Source organism: Pasteuria penetrans, from assembly GCF_900538055.1.
Classification (GTDB): domain Bacteria; phylum Bacillota; class Bacilli; order Thermoactinomycetales; family Thermoactinomycetaceae; genus Pasteuria; species Pasteuria penetrans.
The window spans coordinates 85,759-112,070 of the sequence record NZ_UZAC03000002.1; the positions used below are offsets into that span (position 1 = coordinate 85,759).

Annotated in this window: 20 protein-coding genes; 5 read left to right on the plus strand and 15 right to left on the minus strand. The window is 46.7% G+C overall.

Features of this window, described 5'->3' with window-relative positions; all coding sequences use genetic code 11:
• Window positions 1–12 precede the first annotated feature (12 nt).
• From hfq to PPRES148_RS09230, 7 genes are all read right to left on the minus strand, one after another.
• Window positions 13–282, minus strand: coding sequence for an RNA chaperone Hfq (gene hfq / locus PPRES148_RS09205; protein WP_149454353.1), 270 nt, complete (start codon window positions 280–282; stop codon window positions 13–15).
• Between the two features lie 91 nt (window positions 283–373).
• Window positions 374–511, minus strand: coding sequence for a hypothetical protein (locus tag PPRES148_RS11950; protein ID WP_187820923.1), 138 nt, complete (start codon window positions 509–511; stop codon window positions 374–376).
• A gap of 9 nt (window positions 512–520) precedes the next feature.
• Window positions 521–1,426 (minus strand): tRNA (adenosine(37)-N6)-dimethylallyltransferase MiaA, encoded by a 906-nt coding sequence (miaA, locus tag PPRES148_RS09210; RefSeq protein WP_223128029.1) that lies wholly within the window; start codon window positions 1,424–1,426, stop codon window positions 521–523.
• Complete coding sequence (locus PPRES148_RS09215; RefSeq protein WP_149454355.1) at window positions 1,423–2,220, minus strand: class I SAM-dependent methyltransferase; 798 nt, start codon at window positions 2,218–2,220, stop codon at window positions 1,423–1,425. Before PPRES148_RS09215 ends, miaA begins: the two co-directional genes overlap by 4 nt.
• Window positions 2,221–2,226: 6 nt before the next feature.
• Window positions 2,227–4,167: a DNA mismatch repair endonuclease MutL gene (mutL, locus tag PPRES148_RS09220; RefSeq protein ID WP_187820925.1), complete on the minus strand. Its 1,941-nt coding sequence runs from the start codon at window positions 4,165–4,167 to the stop codon at window positions 2,227–2,229.
• Between the two features lie 896 nt (window positions 4,168–5,063).
• Window positions 5,064–5,288 (minus strand): hypothetical protein, encoded by a 225-nt coding sequence (locus tag PPRES148_RS09225; protein WP_149454357.1) that lies wholly within the window; start codon window positions 5,286–5,288, stop codon window positions 5,064–5,066.
• Between the two features lie 325 nt (window positions 5,289–5,613).
• Window positions 5,614–5,802 carry a hypothetical protein gene (locus tag PPRES148_RS09230; protein WP_149454358.1) on the minus strand — a complete coding sequence of 63 codons (189 nt, stop codon included), beginning with the start codon at window positions 5,800–5,802 and terminating at the stop codon, window positions 5,614–5,616.
• Between the two features lie 948 nt (window positions 5,803–6,750).
• Here PPRES148_RS09230 and PPRES148_RS09235 point away from each other — a divergent pair.
• Together PPRES148_RS09235 and PPRES148_RS09240 are read left to right on the plus strand one after the other, a co-directional pair.
• Window positions 6,751–7,800: a hypothetical protein gene (locus PPRES148_RS09235; protein ID WP_149454359.1), complete on the plus strand. Its 1,050-nt coding sequence runs from the start codon at window positions 6,751–6,753 to the stop codon at window positions 7,798–7,800.
• 611 nt (window positions 7,801–8,411) lie between these two features.
• The gene (locus PPRES148_RS09240; protein WP_149454360.1) at window positions 8,412–8,903 is read left to right on the plus strand and encodes a transposase; all 492 of its coding nucleotides are present in this window, start codon (window positions 8,412–8,414) and stop codon (window positions 8,901–8,903) included.
• A 718-nt stretch (window positions 8,904–9,621) separates the two neighbouring features.
• Here the strand turns inward: PPRES148_RS09240 and PPRES148_RS09245 are convergent.
• Together PPRES148_RS09245 and PPRES148_RS09250 are read right to left on the minus strand one after the other, a co-directional pair.
• On the minus strand, window positions 9,622–11,076 hold the full coding sequence (locus PPRES148_RS09245) for a transposase (RefSeq protein WP_149454361.1): 1,455 nt from the start codon (window positions 11,074–11,076) through the stop codon (window positions 9,622–9,624).
• Between the two features lie 116 nt (window positions 11,077–11,192).
• Entirely contained in the window at window positions 11,193–11,639 is a 447-nt protein-coding gene (locus PPRES148_RS09250) for a hypothetical protein (RefSeq protein ID WP_149454362.1), read from the minus strand.
• 648 nt (window positions 11,640–12,287) lie between these two features.
• Here PPRES148_RS09250 and PPRES148_RS12435 point away from each other — a divergent pair.
• Window positions 12,288–12,563: a hypothetical protein gene (locus PPRES148_RS12435; RefSeq protein WP_223128030.1), complete on the plus strand. Its 276-nt coding sequence runs from the start codon at window positions 12,288–12,290 to the stop codon at window positions 12,561–12,563.
• A gap of 82 nt (window positions 12,564–12,645) precedes the next feature.
• Here the strand turns inward: PPRES148_RS12435 and PPRES148_RS09255 are convergent, their stop codons facing one another.
• Together PPRES148_RS09255 and mutS are read right to left on the minus strand one after the other, a co-directional pair.
• Window positions 12,646–13,356 carry a hypothetical protein gene (locus tag PPRES148_RS09255; RefSeq protein WP_149454363.1) on the minus strand — a complete coding sequence of 237 codons (711 nt, stop codon included), beginning with the start codon at window positions 13,354–13,356 and terminating at the stop codon, window positions 12,646–12,648.
• Between the two features lie 731 nt (window positions 13,357–14,087).
• Window positions 14,088–16,715, minus strand: a complete 2,628-nt coding sequence (gene mutS / locus PPRES148_RS09260) for a DNA mismatch repair protein MutS (protein ID WP_246142983.1) — start codon at window positions 16,713–16,715, stop codon at window positions 14,088–14,090.
• Between the two features lie 1,628 nt (window positions 16,716–18,343).
• Between mutS and PPRES148_RS09270 the strand changes: the two genes are divergently transcribed.
• On the plus strand, window positions 18,344–19,069 hold the full coding sequence (locus PPRES148_RS09270) for a polysaccharide deacetylase family protein (RefSeq protein WP_187820928.1): 726 nt from the start codon (window positions 18,344–18,346) through the stop codon (window positions 19,067–19,069).
• 592 nt (window positions 19,070–19,661) lie between these two features.
• Here PPRES148_RS09270 and PPRES148_RS09275 read toward each other — a convergent pair.
• Window positions 19,662–19,898, minus strand: coding sequence for a hypothetical protein (locus tag PPRES148_RS09275; protein WP_149454367.1), 237 nt, complete (start codon window positions 19,896–19,898; stop codon window positions 19,662–19,664).
• A gap of 859 nt (window positions 19,899–20,757) precedes the next feature.
• On the opposite strand from PPRES148_RS09275, the gene PPRES148_RS09280 reads away from it, so the two are divergent.
• Window positions 20,758–21,633 (plus strand): polysaccharide deacetylase family protein, encoded by an 876-nt coding sequence (locus tag PPRES148_RS09280; RefSeq protein WP_187820929.1) that lies wholly within the window; start codon window positions 20,758–20,760, stop codon window positions 21,631–21,633.
• Window positions 21,634–22,276: 643 nt separating this feature from the next.
• Here the strand turns inward: PPRES148_RS09280 and PPRES148_RS09285 are convergent.
• The 3 genes from PPRES148_RS09285 to sdhB form a co-directional block, all read right to left on the minus strand.
• Window positions 22,277–22,747, minus strand: coding sequence for a hypothetical protein (locus PPRES148_RS09285; protein ID WP_149454369.1), 471 nt, complete (start codon window positions 22,745–22,747; stop codon window positions 22,277–22,279).
• 262 nt (window positions 22,748–23,009) lie between these two features.
• Window positions 23,010–25,226, minus strand: a complete 2,217-nt coding sequence (locus tag PPRES148_RS09290) for a heavy metal translocating P-type ATPase (RefSeq protein WP_149454370.1) — start codon at window positions 25,224–25,226, stop codon at window positions 23,010–23,012.
• Between the two features lie 292 nt (window positions 25,227–25,518).
• Window positions 25,519–26,304: a succinate dehydrogenase iron-sulfur subunit gene (gene sdhB, locus PPRES148_RS09295; RefSeq protein WP_149454371.1), complete on the minus strand. Its 786-nt coding sequence runs from the start codon at window positions 26,302–26,304 to the stop codon at window positions 25,519–25,521.
• Window positions 26,305–26,312 lie beyond the last annotated feature (8 nt).

Genomic DNA, 26,312 nt, shown 5'->3' on the forward strand with positions numbered 1-26,312 from the left:
AAACGCACACCCTCACCTCTCCTTTTTGCCCTCGAGCTGAACAGGACACGATGGCACAAAGGTAGAAATGGCGTGCTTATATACCATTTGCTGTTTCTGCTGTCCTCTATCCTGTTGTCTCTGTTGACCCTTGTCCGTGACGACAATCAAAATCGTAAAATTATCGAAACTTTCTACCAAACCATGCAATTGAACACCATTTACCAAATAGATAGTTACAGGAATGGATTCTTTTCGAATATGATTGAGAAAAGCATCCTGAACATTGATAGATAACTTCACATATGCACCTCCTGATTCCTTCCAACCTCTCTCTCACGGGACCAATTCCCGTATCGCTTCTCTGAACCTACCCCAAACGATCCATCCACAATCATTCACAACCCCCTGGCCGTCCGTCGCTTACTATTACCCACTGTCTTCTATTGTACGTTCTCCCCAGCAAGGATTCAACGTCATTTCCAAACAAACCACCAACAGACACCCTAGGGGGGGACGAATTCCCCCGCAAAACCATTTGTCATCCAAACCACCGGGCCTCACTATACCCCAACACCTTTTCCACGGTCCCCTCACCCAATGGATTGACACTAAGCCAATCAGACCAACGACGCCACCAAGTTCTCTGCTTTTTCACAAAACGTTGTGTTGTTTGCAGAACAGACCCCATGGTATGGGAAAAGGTATGCCTTCCATCGAGATATAACAACCACTCCCGGTAGCCAATGGCCTGCATAGCGGGCCATTCAACAGAGGCACCCTGCGCCCGTAACCAACGCATCTCCGCCAGCCACCCCTTATGGATCATGGATTGTAAACGGTCCTGTAAACGAACCCTCAAAATCTCCATAGGTACATCCAGCTTCACCCCCGCCACGCAATACGCAGGTTTTTCCCTCTGACCTATCCCCTGCTCCGAATACAGTGCCAACTCCAGCGCCCTTATGACACGACGTACATTGTGGGGATGAATCCCTGCCGCCCTCTCGCTGTGCCGTCGTTGCAATACTCTGTGCAACGCCAGAGTACCCCACCGTTCTACATATCTCATACAAGCAGAACGAAAGAGGGGCTGAGGGGGAACCTGGGGGATACGATATCCCTCTAACAAACTCATTATGTACAGGCCTGTCCCACCCGCCACAATGGGCATCCGGCCCCGTTTATGAATGGAAGCAATAGCCCTACACGCTAAACGTTGATAATGAAAAAGGGGAAAAACATCCCAAGGATCACATAAATCCAACATATGATGAGAAATACCCTGTTGTTCTGCTAATGTGGGCTTGGCCGTACCTACCTGCAACCCCCGATACACCTGAAACGCATCGGCAGAAACAACTTCTCCATTCAAACGCTGGGCTAGGGATACCGCAAGGGCCGTTTTCCCCACACCAGTTGGACCCACAATGACTAGAACCCTCATACACCTACACATTCTTCCGTTGGTAAAACCCCATAAAAATGATAACCTGCCTTCTTAACAAGGGAAAAACCAAAATCATAAAAGGGAAAGGAGGCATCCGCCTTCAAAATCACCGCACGACGAGCCACCCGCTGGGCCATACCCACCATCTCCTTTTCCAGGGGGGAACAATTGGCGAAGGAACGCAGGGCCTGAATAGAGGGGGACCGCGATCCCGGGTGTAGAAACATCGGATCCAGGTACACAATATCAAAACAACGTTCAGGGAGACGCCTCAGATCCCGCCGGTGATCACGCCAATGGATCACAACATTGCGCATGGCCTGCATCAACGCCCTATCGGGGGATACATACGTTTGCAAACCATGTTTTGCCAACAAAAAAATGGATAGTTGGCTCTCCCAACCCTCCACCCTTCCCGACGATCCTCCCCACTGAGTAATATAGGAAGCCACCGTAGCATCTGCCCCCAACCCCATGGTTGCATCCAATAGCGCATCCCCCGGTCGCATCCGCAAATAACGGAAAAAAGGATCCGAGAGACCCTTACGCAGTTGTCGAACCCGTAGACGGGAGCTGCCAGGATGAAACGAAAGGGAAGAGCCACCCTTGTGAACAAGACGCCAGGTATCCTTTCCCAAAACCAGCACCTCGCTCTCTTCATGGGCAGACAACAACCTCATCAGGGATGGGAAACACTGCCGGGAAACATAGACAACCCCATATTGCTGAGCAATTCTCATAGCCTCCCCCTGACAAAACGACATACACTGCAGGGATGTTGTTACTAACATCTCCCCTCACCGTCCCCTCCGAAACAATTGAGCCAGTTCATCGCTGGCCATGCGCACCACCACGGGACGACCATGGGGACAGGTAGCGGGTTGTTGGCAATTCATCCACTGCTGCAATAATGACTCCATCTCAGCGGTGCTAAGCCGATGTTGGGCCTTGATGGAAGCCCGACAGGACCAACGACTTGCCAACTCCGCCAACCAGCGGGTTGGCTTCGATTTACCCAAACGGGCCACCTCAGTCAGCCAATCGGGGAGGATAGCGGTTGCTTCTTGAACGGACCATACGGCAGGATAGGAACGGATCAAAAAGGTCGACTCGCCAAAGAAATCTACCTCTATACCAATCTCTGCCAGGGAGGGTAGTAGAGACTCTAGGGCATAGGCCTCGTCGCGTGGCAATTCCACAGATATGGGGAGGAGGAGAACCTGGGACGACCCCTGATCCGCCCCTTGTAAGGAAGTACACAAGCGCTCATAATGGACGCGTTCGTGAGCAGCATGCTGATCGATGAGATACATACCATCCTCTGCCTCAGCCACAATGTAAGTCGCATGAATTTGGCCTACTGGTTGCAAACGAGGCCACTTCGTAGCGGGGATAGAGGACAACGACCCTGGGGATATTCCCATCCCCCCGATATTTTCCGTCCCATCGGGGATCGATAAATTCTGCTGTGCAGGACGGGATTCCCCTCCTGCAGAATGGGTTTCCCAATCCCTGCGGCGATAGGGAATCGTCTGTACCCCATGTTCCTTTCCAGCCCGTCTCCCATCTGCCCTTGTGGACGGTGATATCCCCGGTTTAGAACGGGAACACAAAGCATGAGCCCTTGTCTCCACAGGAATCCCACCCCCATCAGGAACCCCATCCCCGTCACGCACTACCGGCGATGTGGACGGCGTCACCGCGGGCTCCGGTGCAGGTACCAATGCGACCGGGGGGATCAATAATCCTCCTGCCTCCCTCCACGTCCGCCTTACTAATTGTGTAACCGATTCACCCAGCTCCGTTTCACAACGCAAACGAACGACTTGCTTGGCAGGGTGGACATTGGCATCCACCCGCTGCGGATCCAACCGAACATGAAGAACCGCTACGGGATAACGACCACGCTGTAAAAGGGTTTCATATCCCCTCAGGAGAGCTTGGGATAGTGCATCCGAACGTACACACCGTCCATTGATCACCCAAACGATACCACGACGATCGGAACGCGTATGGGTAGGTCGTACTACAAGACCCTCAATGGACCACTCTGGAGTACTCACCGCCGTGGGTAGAGCCGCCTGCGCCACCTTACCGCCAAAAACGGCATGGAGAGCGTGCCGGAGCTCCCCATCCCCCGGCGCATCCAGTAGGAAACGTTTGTTCTGCATCAATGTAATTTTCACCTTGGGATTGGCCAAAACGAGTCTCTGCACGGTATGGATCACATGGCTTGTTTCCGTCGATGTCGCGCCCAAATGATGGAGACGGGCTGGTGCGTTATAAAACAAATGCGCAACACGTATTCGGGTGCCCTGTGGCCAAGCCACTTTCCCCGTAGCATCAACATTTCCATCCCGAATCGTATAACTACGACCTGCGTTCTCCCCCTCCTGACAAGTTACCAAGTCAACCTGGGAAACAGAAGCAATACTGGCCAGGGCCTCCCCCCGAAAACCGAGGGCCATATGGTTTTGCAAATCCCGATCACTACGGATTTTGCTCGTTGCATGACGCACGAATGCAAGTCCCACATCCCCATCATCAAGACCTTCCCCATCGTCCTGCACGGTAAGGGAACCAACCCCTCCCTCCTCCATTTGGACAGAAACCACACCAGCACCCGCATCCAGGGAATTCTCTATCAACTCTTTTACCATGGATGCAGGTCGCTCTATGATTTCCCCTGCGGCGATACGCACCGCTACTTCCGGCGATAAAACCTGGATCTTTCCCACGGTTCCCCGATCCCCCCCCGGATTTTTTATGAAGGCAAAGCAAAAGCATACCCCATCACACAACCCGCGCAATGGAAATTGATATGCAACACTCACCTGTCGTTGTGTTGATCCATGGGTCATTGATCCATGGAAAATCTGGTTATGTACCGCTTTGCACCGTAGGATCCAAAAGGCAGGAATTTCATGGTCCCTAGAACCCCGCCCCTAACTTTACATCCCTCCGGAATGAACAATTGCCTTATCTTGTTTATCAATAAATACAAAATTATAATTGAATAGATATAATAAATCCTGCGAAACAGGGTCAGGAACGATCCGGGACATTCTCATTTTTTAAAGGAGGGGATCCCCCTCCAGTGGGCATCCGAAAAATAGGAAGACGCCTCTCCTGTAGGAAATTATGATTTTTGGCAGAAACAACGGACTCTCGCCACTAGTTTCTTTTCCTTGTCCCTCTATCTTTACTTCCTTGTCTTAGGCTCCTTTCCCAAAGACCCCTAAATACCCTATTGCGAATGTGATATCCTAACACCCCTTTCGTTGCCGGATGATCATGGATAAATTCAGAAGAGCACTGGGTACAGCATACCCTATCGGGAGCACAAATTTCCAAAGATGTCAGTTCCGTAGGATGATGAAATCCCCCAGCGGGTTTCCTAGAAAAGATAAACCGAAAAAAAGGAATGAAGTGAAAACCCATCCAAAATCCATATCATCAGGACACTCTTCACGTCCTTGACGCAAGGTAAGCCCTTTCCTTAATGGTTTGATACGTTTTTAGTGATAGGGCCCCATCGATCCAATCTACCCAAAACCCTTGGAAACCCATCGGCTCCCTCCGGCAACACATACGCAACATATCCCGATGGTAACCTGGCGAATACGGTCTAGAATCATGCCATGGATCCCTTGAAAAAAATTGCGGAAACGTCAAATGAACTGCAATCCGAATCATGGATCCGACCCAAGAGATATTCCAACAACCGTAACCAGAGCTTCCATGCAAGGCGGGCAAAGGAAATCAGTAGAGCAGACAACCCCTTTGTGTCCGCAAAAAGATCACAAGGATCTGCTACTCCCGCCCCCCCTGCATCTCCAATCTTCAGACTAAAAAACACCCCTACTATATATATTTTCTATTTTTTTCAAAAACTACATAACCTTCAGGGTGAGACCTATAGATTACAGCTTTCGATGCTGATGCAAAAACACACTCCCCACAATCCGTTCTGCTTGACCCTATTATTTCACAATATTAATTCATGGTTTGAATCGATAGTTTGGAAAGTAAAAAAATGACGAAAGATGACATGACTGGTTAGGATGGTGACTGCCGCCATTCCATGATCCGCGCCCGCGCTATATTCTAAGACAGCTATCCCTTCATAAAATATCTTTATTTTTTATGTATTCTTGTTCTATTTTTTAAAATTTTACCCGCAACTAGCAATTACAATCTATTATACGACGATACAACCTCTGGGGGATGTAGAGAAACCCCCCATAAAACAAACTGTGAACGAGATGATCGTCGAGAAGACGATAGGACCGTTGAACTCCAATGCAGGGCAAGTTCAATACTTCGAACAAACTCCCACGAAAACGCGCATGATCGTCTTCCCTTCTACGCACACCATCCCTCGGATAGTTCTAAATCCGTGTGCCACAGCAACAGATACCCCTACATTCATTCCAGTTCCCTGGAGCCCCATTTCAAGACAAACCTATACCCTCTGAGGGTAGGATTTTGCTATCCTGAGGTCCGGTCCAGCGTAACAAAGCATGGAATTCAAAAGTAAAGTGGCAACAACCCCAGCCGGCATCAGACACATACCACCATTATTTTCCCTATTCCCCCATATAATAATATAAAAAATATGCAATCACATAAATTTTATCATGACCACCTCTAGAACAACCAGAAAGAGCCAAACAACCACATTTAGAGCAAACAACAACGAAACTCAAGACCACTTACTTTATGTTGGTATGGGGGAACCCTGTGGAACCGTAATCCGATGGGAATCACAACCCCAATTCCTGTAGAAAGTCAAACTCCAGGTACCCCCCGATAAAAACCCTCTCGCTCGGCTTCCGTCCTATGCCCCGGATGAAGAACACACCCTAATAGCCAGACAATCGTCACGCATGCGATGGTAACGTATGTATGTATATTTTGTCAACAGTACAGGACCAGAAGATAGTGTAGAATAATAACACCATTTTAAAACATGATAATGACAATGATGTGGAGGGGAGTAGATCTCCATCCAATCCATCCTTACCATTCAAAATTAGGAAAAATACACCCAATGAATATCCCAAACCCAAAGTTCAACCAAAGACTGTTCACCCATGTCATTACAATTATTGGGCAATACCCCGCTCCCCTCGTCCGTATGCCCTCCTGGAAATACATAAATCCTATATTTCTCAATGAATGATTTATTCAGATTATTATGTAATAAATTTACAATATCTGCGTCTCATTGGTTGAAAAATAATGGAAAATCCATCTGTCATTGTTATATAATGTTACTTATTTAAGAATGAAAACATCACAAGGAGGATAGATGACAGATGACCCCCCAGCATTGCGGCACAACATCTAACCATCGCGAAGTAGAAGAGGCAGAAAAGAAAGCAATTTCCCTGCAGAATCGTTTGTTATCCATGATAGGCTCGGACAACCTTTCTGATATGGAATTGGCTTACATCATCTTTGGCCTGTTTTTCACTGAATATGCACCCTCATATATGGAGAGATACGGTAATTACCATAATACAATAGGGAGACCATGCACGCATATACTCATTTCATTGATCATAGATATGATTAAGGAGTTTTTGAAGTGTAGCGATCGCATACTGATAGATCAACTTCCGCGTGAGGGTCCTCTCTTTGAGGCGTTAGATGGTAAAAAAGGTAGACCTCTTATGGGTGAAAGAACACTATATGAAGGCCGAAATCGTCTCGGCGCATACGAAGAAACCACGGGCTGCAAGGTCAGGGATCAATTCTACTTTGACTTCACCCAGTTTCTGATGGAGATAGTTAGCATGTACCCCAGTCTTCATCGAATGGATGCATCTCTCATTGAGAGCTGCATCAGAAAACTGAGCCGCAACACATTGGCTCTCCTGGTTATCAAGATTGCGGTTCGTCAGATGGCCAAACTTTCCCTCCCCATTCCACCTGAATGGGAAATCTTCCTGCAACCCAATTGCGGAATGGCGGATATCAACGGAACCCAGGCCTTTTCTTGCGAATCCCTTCTCTTTCTTCCCATGGATGACCCGACGGACAAGGTCAAACAAAGGACAACGCTACTGGAGATTTGTCTAGCCCTTGAATGCTTTGGAAATAAGTATGAGAGGTTTCAATCCACCCCAGCCTACATACTGTTGCAAAGGATGGTAGGAGAACAAACGGAAGAAATTGAGCAGGGGGGTCAGAAGAGATTCACGGTACGTTCCGAGTGGCTACCTGGCAGTTTACAAGACCCCCTTGATCCAGATGCCCAGGACCGTATCAAGGGTAAGCAATTGTGTAGGGAATACGTCTGTAGCCTTGTCAGAGCCTGTGATGAGAAAAAAGAACACGATCAACCATATAAACATAATTTCTAGGTAAGATATAACTGTCATGGAATAAGGAAAAATTACAGTAAGAAGGAAGAGTAAGTTGGTTCAAGGGTAAAGGGAATGAGGGGAGGTTTGCATTCCCAATTTGGTGTTTGGAGGGCCCTAAAGGGGCTCTTTCTTTGTCCTTCCTGTGTCGTTGGATGACCGGTTCCAAGAGCTGTTTGTTATTTATTATTTTATCTAAAATATAATAAATATAAATTGACTCTAACTATCCCAGATATCCATTATATTATTTTCTATCATAGTTCATCCTTCATTCGGATACCCATAATTTCCCATCAGACTCCTAGGACTCTTTTCAAGTTCATACTGGCCGCCCCTTTTTCCCCGTCCTAAATTTGCCACCCCTTTGATTAAGCCCGCCCCTGAGGTCATCCCACGTCGGGTAGAGCTCTGGCTGGTATCTCAGACAACCCTAGCGTTATGCGACTCTTTTATTTGCCCTATCTTGACCTATTCCCCGCTCCTGGACGGGTTACGGAACCCCACGTCGCCTGATTCCAGCTTGCGATGATCTCCTCTGATTCTATTAGGCTCCCTGGTACAATTGACCCTGATCGGTACAATAGGGGTACTTTCCCGTGGGGGTAAACATGAAAACAATTCGAAAAAAATGCTCGTTGGAATTCAAACAAAAGGCGGGTGAACAAGTCAAGAATGGACAACATATTGCCCAGATATCTAGGCAGTGTGACGTTGCTGTCAGTACAATCAGGAGGTGGGTAAAAGAGGACAGAGAGGGCGTGCTGTCTGTTTCATTTCCTCCATCCAGGAGCCGATATCCGATGGATTTACTATCCCCTCGATCTCTACAGGGAGAAATTGATGATTTGAAAAGGCTTCTAGGCAATAGAAAATTGAAAATTAGTCGATTGAGGGAAAAGACGGGGGGAAATGAAAAAAAACGCTACACCATGGAGCTAAAGAAGAAAATAGTGAAAAAAGCTCTACATAACGGTACTGTGTATGAAGTTGATCGTAACTATGGGCTCATCCCCAGAACGGGGACGGTCAGATCTTTCTGTACGGAACCTCCATACGTCAAAAAACCCGCTCCAGTAAGGAGAAGGGTTTTATTTGTTTAAAAATGTTAATTGGGAATCCAACCCGAACCCTTGTATCTATCTTTCTCTATACCTTTCAGGCCTCATTGGGTATGATTTAATATATATTCATAAATGCATTTATATTGTTATTTTTATTTGATAATTATGAATATGATACAAGGATTGCCCCTATCGTGTCAGATTCAGATGATGATGATCCCCATAATGTGTACTTGTGAGGCCTGTAAAATCTTGTTGGGGGTTCCCAAAGGCCTGGTAACACTTGCACACTTGCATTGCAGTGTTAGGGATTCCGTCCCTTCCATTAGACCCAGGGGATTGGGAAGTTCCACTGGCACCCATATCATACCCCGGTGGTGTGTATCAGACCTTGTGGAACCTAGGGAGAGACCAGCGGGAAGTCGCTAACAGCTGCGGTATTCGGATCAGGACTGGGCCTAAATTGTACAGACCCTTGCGCAGGGAATCCGAAACCCAGGGAGGCAGTGGCACCTGTTTTCGGAGATCCTTGTATACTCATGGGACCTTGATAAACCGGGGGACCAACAGGGGTACCCACAGTGACGCCCCCAGAATCTAATCGAACCTACATTCAGGAATTCCGTATATCACCTACGGGATCCCCTAGATTCTTCCCCCGAGGGGATCAGGAATGTGGGCTAAGAGGACACCGGGGAATCTGGTACGGTGGTAAGCCGGATACCACCAGGACGTATCAAACCATTGTAGCCATTTTCTATAACAAAAGCTGATTATGCCGTATCCATAATAGACCATTGCAACATTCAATAGTTTGTTTTGCCAACGAGGCAAGGATGTTCCCCAATTCTTGGCAATCTCCTTTCCATCCCTTTATACATATCTCCATAAGACTCCGACAGTTTTTCTCGACACGCCCTATTCTAAACTCAAAACATTTTTCCTTATCAGAAATTTCTTCATCAAGGATTAGATCCCCTTCCTTGAATGGGAAAATAAGGGGGGATTTTTCCATCCTCAGTCCAGCTATGTGGGCTGCTCTCTCTTGTTCCTCTGTGCTGCGAAATCCACCTTTCCAATCAGCCCAGCGGCTTATGAGCCTATTCATACTCTCAATCCTATTAGTATTCAATAAAACCCTAATAATTTCTGGATTACTAAAAAACTTGACAACATTCGTATGTGATTCTATATTTACACATAAGTATTCTATAGCGTCTTTCATTTCACCACCGTAGGTGGACTCGAGGGCGGACTTGAGAAGCCCAAATCTTTCCCAAACCTCTTCCTTGGTGGTGCCTTTTAAGACCCAGTAAGCTGCCTTCAAAAACACCGATCCCAATGGTCCTTTCAAACATTTCGGGATCTTTTTTCCTAGGTTACGAGTGAGGTGGACACCGCAGTAATGCAGCTCGGCTTGCGGAAATATCTTATCTCGTAAACCGGCGAACGACCGATGACGGTCGCTCAACATTAACTCCACATTCTTTGTAGAGAAACCCCGCTTCACCAGTTCCCCAACAAGCAGGGCATAATTGTCGGTAGATTCACTGTCCACGCTCTTACAACCCAAATATACCAGCTTGATGCCCTCGTCATCTATGAAGATCCCGAGGGCTGTAAGTACGGGTTTTCCCCGTTTACGCTTCTTTTTCCTCTTACCCTTATGGGTGATGATGTCAGTGTGATCATAGGAGGCATCCAACATGATGCCAAAACATTTGTAACCGCTCAAATCCTGGTTACCAAAAGAATCTAGCCTGTTATAAAGAGGTTGGATATGGGATTTTAGAGTGGATGGTGAGATCTCGATACCCCTTGCCTCATACAAGAGTTCGGATATACTCTGAAATGATATGCCTCTTATCCAAGAACCTTCCACTAATTTGAGATCACGATATCCCAAAATACCCGAATCGCCAATCATTTGAGTGGTAACGGCCTCACGCAATTGAGGAATGCGTATTTTCAACCCGTTTCGTTCACGAAGGGTGAACCCATTACGAGAGTTTCCAGGCATCATTTCATGGTTATACCATTGCTCAAAGCACAAACCTAGCTCTATAGCGTGCTTTAAACCGTTTGTACAAAACTCCTCTTCAATATCATCCACCCTATGATTCGCTAGTGGGGTTCTGATGAACGTAGAGAGAAACATCCTTGTTGATTGTTTGGGATATGTAGTAATAAACTGGTGCATTCGAACAGCCATGTCGTTATCCCCTAAACAAATTTTAGCGGCTTTTGCCAGGTGGGAAGCTATCTCACGTTCCTCCTTAGACACTGTTATGTCGTCTGATCCGTAGATTGCATCTGTAGATAATATCCTTAAGAGCTTTTGGTCTCTCTTCCATAGTACCGCTGCTCTCTCCCCCTCTTAGCGTTGTTTTCCTCCTTTTGTTCTTTCAATGACTCATTGTTGGGCTTTGGACACCATTTTTCAGCAATAGGGTCCTCCCCCTCTTTCGACTGTTGCTGTTCAAAACCCTGTTTACGATCATTGGGCCGGGAGGGGGGTGCTCCCTCACGTTCGAATTCCTCTGACAACGCGCAGAGGGATTCTCTTACTTTCCTAACCCTATCCCTTTGTTCAACAGGAGTAAGCGGGGAATTCTCTATTTCTCTTGCCTCTTCAACAATATATTTCAATTGCGTTGGATCCCCGCTGGCTATGAAGTCCCCATAGCTGTACTGCAGAGGTGAAACATGAAAAAGGGGCTGGCTTGACGGGTTGTCTTTTCGGGAAATTGTGGTACAATGACGTGGAGTGCTCATTTCTTCCTCCCCTTTCGAAAGTATGTTTAGACTTTGGTGGGTTTGAATATCTTAGACAATAGGGTGTGAAGTATTTGGGCACTCTTTTGTGTGCGATTTCTTGCGAACCATGTTTTTTCCCATTCCCTTTACCATCATTTCGGTAATAACAGCGAACATTTGCTACAATATACACTGTAAGATTATATTTTGCAAGACGTATTTCTATATGAATTTGGCCTCACGGATAATTGCAAAGATCTACCTTGACAAGGGTTGAATATTATGGTTTTCGTAATTCGATGTTATTTATACAAAAAAATTCTGAACTTTTACAACAAACAAACAATATCATCGTTTAATATAGATATAAAATTACTATAAACAGGTCCTGAATAGATAGATACAGGATTCGGGTTGGATTCCCAATTAACATTTTTAAACAAATAAAACCCTGCTCCTTGCTGGAGCAGGGTTTTTGACGTACAGAGGTTCCGTACAGAAAGATCTGACCGTCCCCCCCAGAACCGTCCGAAGTTGGGTGAAGCAGTATTAAGATGAAAGGGGATCTTTGGGAAAAGACAGGGGATAAGGAGAAAAGGGAACATTCCTGGGTATACCTTAGGTGGAAAGAGAAGAAAGATAAGTGATAAAAGGGTCATGGATATTGTGTCATCACAAATAACAGAAAATAAATTTGATACCCATGGTTATCGAAAACTAGCATCATACAAAATAAGGGGAAGAAATGATATTATTGTTAATCATAATAAAACGTACCGTCTCTGCAGAGAGTCAGGACTTCTCCATCGTCGAGGAAAGAAGCGTTGCTCCCCCCTACCCACTAATAGGGCCTATGAACGGGAAGTAACGGCCTCCAATCGGCTCTGGGAAATGGATATTCAGCATAAACGGCTTGCGGACCTGCGGACCACACTTTGGTAACCTGCTACCTACTAGCCGGTTACGAAGCGCCAAGCAACCTTCATCTCCTGAACGACTTCTTGACACACAACCCCCCGATGGATTAGATAGTCTTCTTCCCACCCCACTTTCTCACGATGTAATCAGGTATATCAGCAAAGGATTTGAATCCGAAAATGCCTCTAGAATCAACCTGTTTCATCATTTCTCTCTTATACTCTGTATCCTCTCCAAAATCAGCAAACCCCCGGTATGCGTTGTTGAAAATACTTATGGGTCCATCCATAAGTACACCAAAAAGAGTCCCACCAGGATCCTTGTTTATACCCTTCTTCAATTTCTCCCATGCCCCCTCTTCAAAAGGGTTGCTTAACCATCTTACAATGGCATTGTTCGAATTACCGCTATGTTCCGGTTCTGATTCCTTCCCCCCGTTGATATCACCACTATTTAAACTGAACAACATGCTAAAACTATTATTATGAGTCGGGAACCATACCTCTGCTACTCCCTTATCCCCAACTGGGCTCAGCCTAACCCTTCTAACTTCATAATCCTTCCCCGGCCCTTCCTCCTTTAGCCTAGGATCCTTTTCAACAATGGCATTCCTAATCTGATCTGTAACCTCCCTATGGGACCGTATCCACTCCCCTGTTTTAGTTACCGGGTATTCTCCCTCATACTTTGTATCCCAATCTTGATTTTGTACCCTGGGGGGAGGAGATGGTCCACTTGCACCCGATGATATGGAAACAAGAAATAACGGGAAAATAAAAAATATTAATGTTATTTTTCTGAAAATTATAGTATTCATTCTTATATACTATCCCTTCAAAAGCATAATCTACGTATACTATTACTATATCACATGATTCTAACCCCTGCCATAACGAGGTCGATGATTTATCGTTATCAAATGAAGAATCAGAAAAAGTTCTCATGATAAAGATCATTCCGAAAACTGAATACGATTCTGAAAACTAAATATTAAATATAATCTAATGACGAAAAATATTTTAATATAATTAAGAATGTTATTATAATTAGGATACAACAGGCCTGTGCTATCATTACACAAAATTACCATCATATAAAAAAGGAATTACGATATGAATTCTAGGAGTGAAAAAATAACTCCAATATTATTCATAGTTTCCCTATTTATGACCCCTATACAATGCAACCATGGATGATTCTTAATTTTACAGTCATCAGATAGGTGCCCTCTAGCAAGCATCTTATTCGTTTTCTAATACGTCACCCCATAAACATATTTACCCACCCGATTCCTATAAAAAAATTCATGCTAAAGAGTCGTCGTCCATCTACCCGCTATGAACAGCGGAGACCCAGTAATACTTATAGACATGAGTAGGAGAGGGCTGTTCGCACCCCTCCTATCGTATCCATCCATAGGGATGAAATCTATAAGTCTCGTGCACCCTATGTGGAAAACATGGGGGGATCACATTATAAAAACTGCACGTCCCCAATTCCTTGAAAAAATGGGAAGTATAAAGGAATCACCCTCTTTGTCCTTATCCATCATTGGGAACGCACGGGAAAATCCGAGGTTCCCTGAATCATTGATTCCAGAACGGAAAAGTGTGGACCCAACGCAGCCTGCCACCTTGCAATAGCCGCTAGGATCTCCGCTGGTGTAGAATGCAAACTATCCCAATTCTGCAACTCAACGAGAAGCTCAAACACGGCCGCTGGCAAGGAAGGGGTAGCGTTCGTTTCTCCCCCTTTTCCTGAGGGAAACTCCCCTTTCGGTGAGGAATTTCCTTGAACCCCCTGCCCCTCCAATGCAGAAAGAATGTCCTGGGCTCTCTGTAAAACTACTCCAGGCAACCCCGCTCTGGCAGCTACCTGTAACCCATAACTACGATCTGCTGACCCCGGCAACATGCGATAGAGGAACACGAGCTCACCTTCCTGTTCCACACACCCTGCCTGTAGAAGTTGCACACCTGGGAGCCTAACGGCCTCCTCCGCCAGCTCATGGTAATGGGTGGAAAACAGAACCTTAGCTCTCACGGTATCATGCATGTATTCTAGAATCGATTGAGCCAATGCCAACCCATCATAGGTAGCCGTACCACGCCCAATCTCATCCAACAAAACTAGACTGCTGGGAGTAGCATATTGCAAAGCCTTTTGGGTCTCCAACATTTCCACCATAAAGGTACTATGTCCACCTACAAGATCATCGGATGCGCCAATCCGGGCAAAAATTCGATCCACCAAGGACCACTGCATTCCCTGAGCCGGTACGAAACTACCCACCTGGGCCATAAGAACCAGAAGTGCTACTTGACGCATGTAGGTACTCTTTCCCGCCATATTAGGGCCCGTGACAAGTACTAAGGTTTGTTGATCCGTCAGTTGTATATCATTGGGAACGATCCTATCCTCCGTAAAAATTTCCAATATGGGGTGACGGCCCGCCTCAATATGAAGACTTTCACCTTCCCCTACCAATGTAGGACATACATATCCATATTGCCCAGCCACATACGCCAACGATTGGATGACATCCAATTGCGCCAAATGAGCCGCTAGACGCTGTAAACGTCCAATCGATGACAACAGCTGCGTACGGAAATCTAAAAAGTGTTCGTGCTCCCACTGAAGAGCGCGTTGCTCGGCCTCAACGATCGATCGCTCCTTATCCTGGAGTTCTAACGTTACAAACCTCTCCGCATTCGCCAACGTCTGCTTCCGACGATAGCGATCCTTGGGGACATGGGAAAGATTGGCCTTTGTAACCTCCAGATAGTAACCAAAAACGCGGTTGTACCCAACTTTTAAAGAACGAATACCCGTTGTTTCCCGTTCCCGTTGCTCTAAATCCTGAATCCACTGTCGACCTGCTCGCTGTGTGGAACGCAACTCATCTAGGGTTGGATGATATCCCGAACGAAATATACCCCCCTCCTGTAGAGTCACGGGGGGCTGTTCCACCAAGGCCGCACGTATATGTTTCGCTATCCCCTCACAAGGATCCACATCCGCAAGCACTCTCGTTAGGGTGGGTATGGAGGAAAGCAACTCATTCAGACCCGGAACACGAGAAATAGACTGGGATAGAAGGAGAAGGTCTCGTGCATGAGCACGCTCATGGGCAAGACGTGCTACCAATCGTTCCATATCATGAATACCCCGTAAAGCCACGCGTACATTCTCTAAAACGATCGGTTGGGCTACCAAATCGGCCACCATCTCCTGGCGGCATAGGATAGCTGCACGATCACATAGGGGCCGATTCAACCAGGCACGCAAAGTCCGACTCCCCATAGCGGTGATGGTTTTATCCAATACACCCCAGAGGGACCCTTGCTTTCGCCCATCCTCCGGGTTACAGGTAATAGCCAAATGACGTCTAACGGACGTATCCATCTGTACAATAGCAGCAGAACTCTGATATTGCCATCGCATCAGGTGAATCAAGGATCTTTGTTGGGTCTGTAAGATGTAATGATACAAACAATGGGCTGCCTCACGAAGCAAAGGTTTCTCTTGAACAATCTCCTCTACATCAGAGGGTAACTCACAAACAGATACATTTTCCAGATTGGTAAAGGTAAGATTAGCGGGTATGCTATGTAAAAAAGCATTGGGGAAAGTAGTACAATCACCGACCAATTCACGGGGTTGGTAACGACTTAACTCATCCCACACCGCTAGGTAGGATCCCATCACCTCTGAAAAATACCCTTCGCCTGTCGAAAGATCCACCGCTGCTAGAGCCCACTGGGATTGACGATGTACCAGACTCACTAGAAAACGATTGTCAACATTATTCGTCAATTCCTCCTCTAGCAAAGTACCGGGGGTGACAATTCTTACTACCCTGCGTTCTACCAATTTACGCGCTGTTAGGGAACCAGTGGTATCCTCTATTTGCTCGCAAATGGCTACCTTGTACCCTTGCCCCACTAGCGTACGAATATAACCCGAAGCGGAATGGTGAGGGACACCACACATGGGCACCTTTACGGCCCCACCACCCTCTCGCGACGTCAATGTCAATTCCAACAACTGGGCCGCCTTTTCAGCATCCTCAAAGAAGAGTTCATAGAAATCGCCCAGCCGAAAAAAAAGAAAGGCATCTTCATGATCCCGTTTAATCCTCTGGTATTGCTGAATCATTGGCGTATAACGGGCCATTATCATTCCCCCATACGATCATCATGGAGTTCATTCTATCATAAATGGATAAGGAAATAGGGGGGAATCGACCTCGGGACACGTATTCCCTATTCTCTATTCATTTAATTCAGGAATTTAATAAAATAATGTTATAAAATCCCTACAGACCCCATTCGGGCGGGTATGTGCATTCTCCCAAGGGAAATTTCATCCCTATTTTTTAGAGCCCTCCGGGGGACATTCCCTCGAAATTTTTTTAAAATAATTTTACATTATATAGAAAATTTGTTATTTTTCTTCCTTCCTCACCCTCTTCAATTTTCAATATAAATACTATGGGGATTGGTAAGAAAGTAGATTCTTACTTTATACCGGTATTCCCCATTGTCAGGTAGGTCTGACATCTCAGCCAACCCTCCCAAAGAACCACACGTACTACTCCCGCATTATGCAGCTCTTATGGTCCCATAGGATTTTTGTCCATTCAGTACCCCAGTCTGGTGTTGCATTCCCTGTACCTCTCTCTGTTGCATTGTTCAATCTGGATTTCAATCCGATGTTACTTGATCCAACCTACGATCATCCCCTTATTTCAGATTGTACGTTGGCTGGTTCAGGTTGGACCCTTCAAATCCCTTCGCTCTACTCTCATTAATAAGGGTTCCCTCACCACTATAAGTAGATCCAACTCTGTTCACAGAAGCCTTTGTTTGGTATACCCTTGGTCCCCTTTATACCACCCGGCTTAAGACCAGGTACCCGTGCGACAGTCCCCGTGGTTTCCTATGAGGGCCTAAAATCAGAGTCCTTCCTCTGTGCACCGGATACCGCCAAGACCGTAGATGGGTTTGCCTTACGAATCTCCCTGACTCCCATCAGACCGGGAATCTTTCGTCCTGCCTTTTCCCGGAATGCCCACTACCATTGCTCCTTAAACAGGGGCTCCAGGCGGTTTGAAACCTGCACCCCACCTGACTGACGGCCTTCGGGAAGACTCCCATCCCTCATAAGACACGACACATGTTGAATAGAGCTAGCTTCTATCTCCGACCAACCCTTCCATAGAACCACATGTACTACTCTCGCATTAGGTAGTCCTTGTGGTCCCATAGGGTTTTACCCATTCAGAACCAGTATGGTGTTACATTCCCCGTATCCCTCTCTGTTATATTCAGTCCGGATTTCAATCCGATGTTACCTGGTCCAACCTATAATCATTTCTCATTCATGCTGGGTATATTGTTTCTTTCCCACAAAACATATATCATGAGATTGTCGTAAAAGAAATATCATAAAAAGATCATCGGTGTATATCCTAGAAAATTTCCATGGTTGAGTGTATGCAAATGTTTGACAGAAGATGGTATGGTGAGAAATTGTACGCATTACCTCTATAATACATACTCCACAATTATAAATAATTGGAGGATATCATGTTCAATCGTTTTTACAAAAATATATCATATATTATTAAAAAAATTTCACCAAAACACATAGCCATTCTATGTACTGCCTTTGGAATCATTCCGGTTATAGTGGGTTTTGCCCCTCATATCCTCTACCCCAGGAATACTCCGGAATCCAGACAAGTCCAGGGAGCTAACCCCAGTCATACTCCCCCCTACCAAGCAACAACAGAGGGAAACATGGAATACTCTAACCAGTTCCCCAGTCAAAACTATTGCCATGTCGCCCTTACCTTTGACGATGGTCCATCCTTAAAAAATACCCCAGGGATTCTCGTAACCCTCCGGAAGTATGAAGTTCCAGCTACCTTCTTCGTCAACGGAAATAAGGTTGAGAATTTGGAGAGCATCGCCGCCGATGGAATAACCCCAGAGGCCTCTACGGCCCAACATATCATCACTGAAATCAGGGCTAACCATGAAGTGGGAAATCACAGCTGGGATCATCCCGATTTAGCCAAATTAGGAAAAAAAATAGGCAATCAAGCAGTGATAGAAAAACAAATCACCCCCACACAAGAGGTAATACGAAGGGTTTACGGAGAACACACAACGAGAAGTCTACTCTTCCGCCCCCCATTCGGGAACTTATCACTCGGACAGGCCAATGAGATTAAGAGAAAAACGGGTATGACAACGATTCTCTGGGATATCGACACCGAGGACTACAACAAGGAAAAGGGAGCATCCGCCGCTACCATTACGGAAAAAGTCAACCGTTACCTTACATCCCATTCTCAAATCCAAGGACAACAGGGCCGGGATATTGTCATCCTCATGCATGACGGTGTTACTAACAGTCCAGAAACGGTCCAAGCTCTACCAAAAATCATTAGAGCCATAAGAAACAAGGGATGTCAAATCGTACCCTTGGGAAAAATAAAACTAAATTCCCATAATTCCTAATCAGGAACCCCAAACGGAGGGGTTCTTTCCCTATTTCTAAGGGTCCGAAAGAGATAAACATAGGAACTTAGAAAACATAAAAAATAAATAAACTTTGGTAAAATTTAATATACTATCCTCCTATTAGGAATACAGTCCAAAATCCAAACCTAAAAACATTTTCTGTCCTTGGGAAGTATGGTAAGTGGGAAATCTTGGGATCCACTGGTTTGGGAAGGCAAACAAGCATTGGAGAAACCCAAAATGGAGAGCCCCCTTCGGGGAATAGTCATCCCCCTATTTCGTGGGGGATGAGAAACCGGGACACCCAGAAAAAAGGATCCCCCAGGGGTCAAGGGGTTGACTGAAAGGACCCCAACACCCCTCTCACACGGACCACTACCCGCATTATGCGACTCTATGGACCCCATCTTAGCGTCTAATGGACGGCCGCCGCCCCATAGGCAGCAGGGAGAATAGATTTCCCGTACCTCCCTCGTATATACTGGATCCACCTACGGTTCCTTCGCATACTATTGGGCTTCCTGTACTCCTTTTTGGACCATCATGCCAAAACATTGTCATCGAGACTGCTGCGTAAAGCTTTTTCCAGTTATGAGGAATCAAAGACACCATAGTAGTTCACCCAGCCCTTCCCTACGGGATGGGACCTTTCCGCCACCTCTCGTGTAGTTCCATACCTAGCCCCACACGTCCCCTTGCTTCCCTTCCCCCGCTTAGCCATCTTCTTCCCCGATTTCCGGCTGATGGCTTTATAACCTAGAGACCTTCTCTTCCCTACACGGGTTACGGGCCTGATGCGGACAAAACATAAACCCCAGGAAGTCAAAGGATGTTCCCTTATGCTTTCCCTTCCTACGAATGGGGAGATTGCGTCTCCCCCACATACCCCTCAAACTCAACACCTGGATGCGGGCCAACCCCCTATTCTTATTCCACCATAACGAAATAGCCCAACCATTCCCCTGTGCGGAACAAAATAGGCCCATTCCTGATTTTTATTTGTGATTATACCTAAATTTATAAGGTATCTTCACTTGCCTCCTTCATGACCATCACTTAGTACGATCCGCTGTGGCCCATTCTATCTATGTCGTGGGGACCCCCATAGGAACTTATCTTGCCAGGATTTATGTCCTACGCTCATGAATTGGATCCGCAGTCCTCTCACTGGACACACCCCCCCAGAGGAATATCAACCCCTCCATACACATATTTATCCTATCGGTTCCCCCCTTCCCCCTGTTTGCCCTGCAGGGGAGGAGAAGAGGAGATGGAGGAAACACCGGGATACGGTCCACCCATTTCGTATAATTTTTATAAAATGAAAATATAGTAAAAATAACCACAACCAAAACAACCCCGCGGTAAAGATAGTGTGGAAACCTATTTTGATTCATCATCGGTAGGTTCACTCCCTCGATCCTTATCCAACCGGGTATCATGTCCTGCCCTTTCCTTAACCAGCCTACTACCGAATACACCTTACCCACCGGTAAAGGCTAAAGTGATTGGAAACCCATTACTCACCGGCCGGTTCCCAAAAACCCTCCTCCATCTCCCTTGTACTTAGCTTGGCACACGTTCCCTATCTATATTTTAAATAATATATTTTTTATTATAAATTAAAATTATACCCCATGATATCCATAGCACCACCACATCCATCACCACAAGGAAGGGGTACCATGCTCCGCGATTTTTTCAAGAATATTCGGTTCTACACACGTAATTTCACACTAAAAAGAAAGTATCTATATATGATTTCCTTACTGGTTGCAACCGCCATAGGCCCCTCCTACTGGATTTTCCACTCTAACACCTTCCCTTTAAGCTCCGAGGAAGGGCGGATAGAAGGAGAAAAACATAATTCCTGGAAACCCAGCAGTTGCCGGGTTTCCCTCACCTTTGATGACGGTCCCACAATAAGATGGACACCCCATATTCTCAAAATTCTAAGAGATTTCGACGCCCCTGCTACCTTCTTCATGACGGGTGAAGAGGTGAACAACATAGAAAAAATTACATACCAAGGAACAGAGAGGGCACAACGGGCCCAGGATATGATCAACGAAATCAAAACAAGGCACACTATAGGAAACCACACATGGGATCACCCCTATCTGGTAAAAAATAGATTAACATGGGAAACCATCGTAACCAAACAAATCAACCCCACAACGGAAATCATTCAGCGTGTTTTCGGCCAAATCCCAAAATATTTTCGACCCCCTTATGGAGTTTTATCACCCCAAATTAAAGATCTCATACTCCAAACCACACACATGCACACGGTTTTCTGGGACATCGATACGCGGGACTGGGAGGAGAAGAAAATGAATGCCCCTTCTATCATCGATAAGGTGAGCCGTCATTTTACCCGTGACCCCGGCCTGACCAGAGATCCCCATCATGATGCCATCGTTCTCATGCACGACGGGCATAATGGAAAAAACCGCATCGAAACCATCAAGGCCCTACCCACCATAATCGATGTGATAAGAAAAAATCATTGTGAAATCGTACCCCTTAAAAACGTAAGCATAGAAACAATTTTTCCATAAAAAACAAGGAATCTCTTACTGATGAAAATCCCCCCACCTGTGGTACCCGGAAAATTCACATACACTCCTATTCTACTTTCCAAGAGGGGGGGAAGGATTGGGAACTACCTTCTTTCCATAAGAGCCCCCCTTTAGATATCGCCCTGACCCCGAGAAAATCGGGGGAAAGGAAAGCCAAGAACATAATTGTAGGGTTGTCCTTACCCTCGGGACAACGAAACCACAATGGATCCAATATCCCACAAGTTTCGGATCCTATCAGGTCCTCCACCACCCTCCTTGCTTACAGGGGAAGGAATTGCCCCATGTAGGGGAAATAGCGGGAAGGAAAACAAAAAAATGGCTGGCCCAACATATGATCAAGGAAATGGGTACCCAATACAAGGTAGGGGATCACATATGGGATCATTGAACCCTAGATGATGACAAGCTGACATGAACCTGGGAAACACTCGACAGGAAATCATCCGACGGATTCTCAACCAAAACCCAGAATATTTTCGCCCCCTGGTGGGGGTACCACCAATCAAGCCCAGGGAGGGGGACCTCATCCTACAAATGATCCCCGTATATACCCCCTTTTTTAGAGTGGTGAACCTGGAAACGAATTTTTCACAAAAATACCCCCCCAAAAGAAGGGAGGTTATTTCTCATCCCCCCTATACTTATCAGATAATAAATACACAACCTTAAAAAGATCCCCTGCCAAAACGGGGGGACGTCTAGGATCCCTTTCGAATCCCTGGGGTGCCCCCTTCATGAACATCCCCCCCTGTACCTCCTGGAGAATTTGCGAACGTATCCTTCCATTCTTGCACCGGAAATTCAAATGCAATTCGAACGTTGTTAGCCTCTTGAGATCTACACTACACAAGGACACCTGGGAATCATCCCCCAAGGTATATAAGATATCATAGCCGCAATCATCCCCCACGTTGTAAGAGGTAAACTCCCCTCGAATACGGACCACATCCCCCACCTCGATTACGGGAAGGGGTTCCATACGAAGGCAAATATCATAACCAGGTCTACCAATCACGCTGGGCGGAGGAAATGTGTAGCTCAGGAGAAAAGAAGAGTAACAGCCACAATTTCTTATGATTTGGACATCCAATCATCCCCCTCCTTTCCCTTCGTTATGAAATTATATTATCCTTCATTTGATTACAAACACACGATAACCCAAGCATACGCATAGTGAGAGGGACGAACACCCCCACATCTCATAAACGAGAAAACATACATGGGTGATCCTATGTCCTACACAAAATACCCCCTCACTCCAGAAGATACCTAAAGAATACCCTGCAATATCATACATACAACCATGAAAGAAAGATATGAATGAATCCCCCATTCGAATTCCCCTGCAAGGGTCACGAACATGCTGATGGAATAGGAATCCTAAGCAATCGCAGGGCATTGAGGGAAACGCAAAGGGTACTAACAGCCATAGCCGCTGCGGCTACCCAGGGGGGGAGTTGGCCAAAGGCTGCCCATAGAACACCAATGCTATTGTAGGCAAACACCCAAATCACATTTTGGCGTATATTCCGCACAACAAATTTGGCAATCATATAAACCGATAAAAAACCCTGTACCGAGGTACACCGCAATAATACAACATCTGCCACCTCACGAGCCGCAGCCGTCCCTCCCCCCACAGCCACTCCCACATCGGCTGCTGTGAGGGCGATGGTGTCATTGATGCCATCCCCGATCATGGCCACACAACACCCCTTTTCCTGCAATGTACCAATGAAGCGCGCCTTTCCCTCCGGCGATTGCTGAGATAACGCCATTGAGATACCTAACTCCTTACCAACGGACTGTACTGTTTTTTCATGGTCCCCACTGAGAAGGACAACCTGCAAACCCTGTTGTTGCCAAGCCAGAATCATCCGCTTCGCCCCAGTATCCAGCGGGTCCTCAATGACAAAACAACCAGCATATTGCGAATCTACCGACAAAAAAACTACCGTGCCACCAGACGCGCGCGCCTCCTCAGCTGTTTCCTCAGTTGGTACCACAACTTCCTGCAATTGCAAGAGCTCCCGCGTGCCTATCACGATGGAGTGGCCTTCGACCGTAGCCTCTACACCCATGCCGGGATGGGTAAGAGACCGATCCGCCTCTACTACAGAGTCCTCCCCCTCCGCCCAGGTAACCAAGGCCCGCGCTAAGGGATGGGAGGTGGCCTTTTCGGTGGCGTATACCCATCGCTTAAGATCCCGCTCGGTGAACAACCCCCCCGCGAGATGGGCTGCCACTACAGTAGGACGATTGGAGGTCAACGTGCCCGTTTTATCCACCACCACTGTATCCACCTTCGCCAACGTTTCACAAACCGCCCCCTCACGTATGAGTAAACCCTGTTCCGCCGCTCGACGCACACCACATACAGTAGCTAATGGAGCTGCCAGTCCTAAAGCACAAGGGCATGCTACCACGAAAACGGCAGCCACGATATAACAGGCCTTCATGATATCCCCGGGATTAGAAAATACATAACTAAAAGCAGCTGCCACTATCGCCATCAAAAACAGAACCGGTGCAAAGCCAGAAACCATACGATCCACCAATCGTTGCAGGGGGGGTCGATTGGATCGCAAAGTGGTAATCGCCTGGATCAGTCGTCCCAATGAAGTGTTCCGGCCTATTTTTTCCGTGCGGACCTCAATACGCCCTGTGAGATTGGACATGGCCTCGCCTACATGATCACCTACACAAACGAGACGGGGGAGACTCTCACCCGTAAGCACAGAGGTATCAAGCATAGTTTCTCCACGGAGAACCACACCATCAACAGGCACTCTTTCCCCCGGGAGAACGATTACACGATCACCCACATTCACCTGATCCAGAGGAGTTTCCACCTCCTCCCCATTCGAACGTACCAATCTGGCTGTGGGTGCCTGTAGGGATAACAACCCATGCAAAGAAGGCCGCGAATAACCCCGAATGTGGGACTCCATTGCCTTACCCAACCAAATGAAGGACAACAGGAGCGCTCCCTCTTCATAGTGAACAGGCGCACCGGGAACATAAAATTGATGATAAATACTCAACCCATAGGCAATGGTGGAACTAAGAGCTACCAACACACCCGTGGTAAACATCCCCCGACGTAGGGAACGATAAGCCCCGAGATACAAAACTGAACCCAGGCCCATCTGAAGAACAGTAGCCAGCAAGAATTGTAACCACGGATTTCGAAGAAAAGTATAAAAATAGGAGGACCGAAAACCCTCGGGTACCACCATCCCTAGCATTCCCAGGCAAAGTGGTGCAGAAAGCAAAAAGGCCACTCCCACTATCCACCATGAATAGTGGGAACGGGATGAATCTCCGGAGGAGGGGGAATGAACAGGATCATCCATAGCATCATTCACCACTTGCGCCATGTAACCCCAAACCCGGAGTCGAGATACAATCTCTGAGGGATCACAACTACCCCGCACATAAAGATGATGAGTCACTGTATTGATAGAAGCTTCCTTTACTCCCTCTAGGGTACGCAATCTTCTCTCTAGGGGACCTATACAACTCAGGCAGGATATACCATCCACAACAAACACGTGTTCCCGTTCCATCGTTCTATCGATCCCCCTATTTTGACTGACAAGGATCTCCGAATACAACCATATACCTGGTCCACCTCAGTTTTATAATACCACAGGGGAAAGGCAAAATCCCACGGTTCTTCCATCACCCTATCCTCGCCTTCCCTATGCATGGGCCCCCTAGTTAGGATCCTATGATGAAACCCCTGCGGAACAACCACAGAAAAAAAATGGCTCCTTTCCGAACATGAGGGAAATAAAAAGCCCCAGCTTTTGCTAGGGGCCCATTTCATGGTCTCAGGAAACCTATAACTGTTTATAATTATTTGAACAACCATTTTTTCAAAAAGTGCTTGGTGGTTTCAAGATTCATGTAGGCAATCGCGTCCGTTAGAGGAACCCCCTTTGGACAGGCCAATACGCAATTTTGCGCATTTCCACACTCCTGCAGACCACCCGGTCCCATCAAAGCCTCGATCCGATCCCCCTTCTGTTCCTTTCCCACGGGGTGGGCGTTTTGTAACGCAACCTGACCTGCGACAAAGGGGCCCATGAAGTTAGAACTATCATTGACATTAGGGCATGCTTCCAAGCAAACCCCACACGTCATACATTTGGATAAAGCATAACGCCACTGCTGCCCCTCTTCTGACTGCCGAGAACCCGGACCCAAAGCGTGCGTCCCGTCTATCTCCACCCAAGACTTGACTCGTTTGAGGGCGTCAAACATCCCACCCCTATCGACAATCAGATCACGGAGAACAGGAAAGGAAGACATAGGCTCGATCCGAACAGGCTGTGAAAGCTTGGCAATAAGAGCTGTGCAAGCTTGCCGGGGCTTACCGTTGATCACCATCGAACAGGCACCACAGACTTCTTCCAGACAGCTGGCTTCCCAAACCACCGGGGCTACCCGTTCCCCTTTTCCATTGACAGGGTTTTTTTGGATTTCCATAAGAGCCGATATGACGTTCATATTGGGTCGATGGGGGATCAAAAACTCCTCCGTATAGGATCGCTGCTCAGGACCATCCTGGCGCACAATCGACAAACGCACCTGCCCCAAACCATGTTGTGTAGTCGGGGTTTTCAACTTTGCCGCTTCCATGTCTCCCG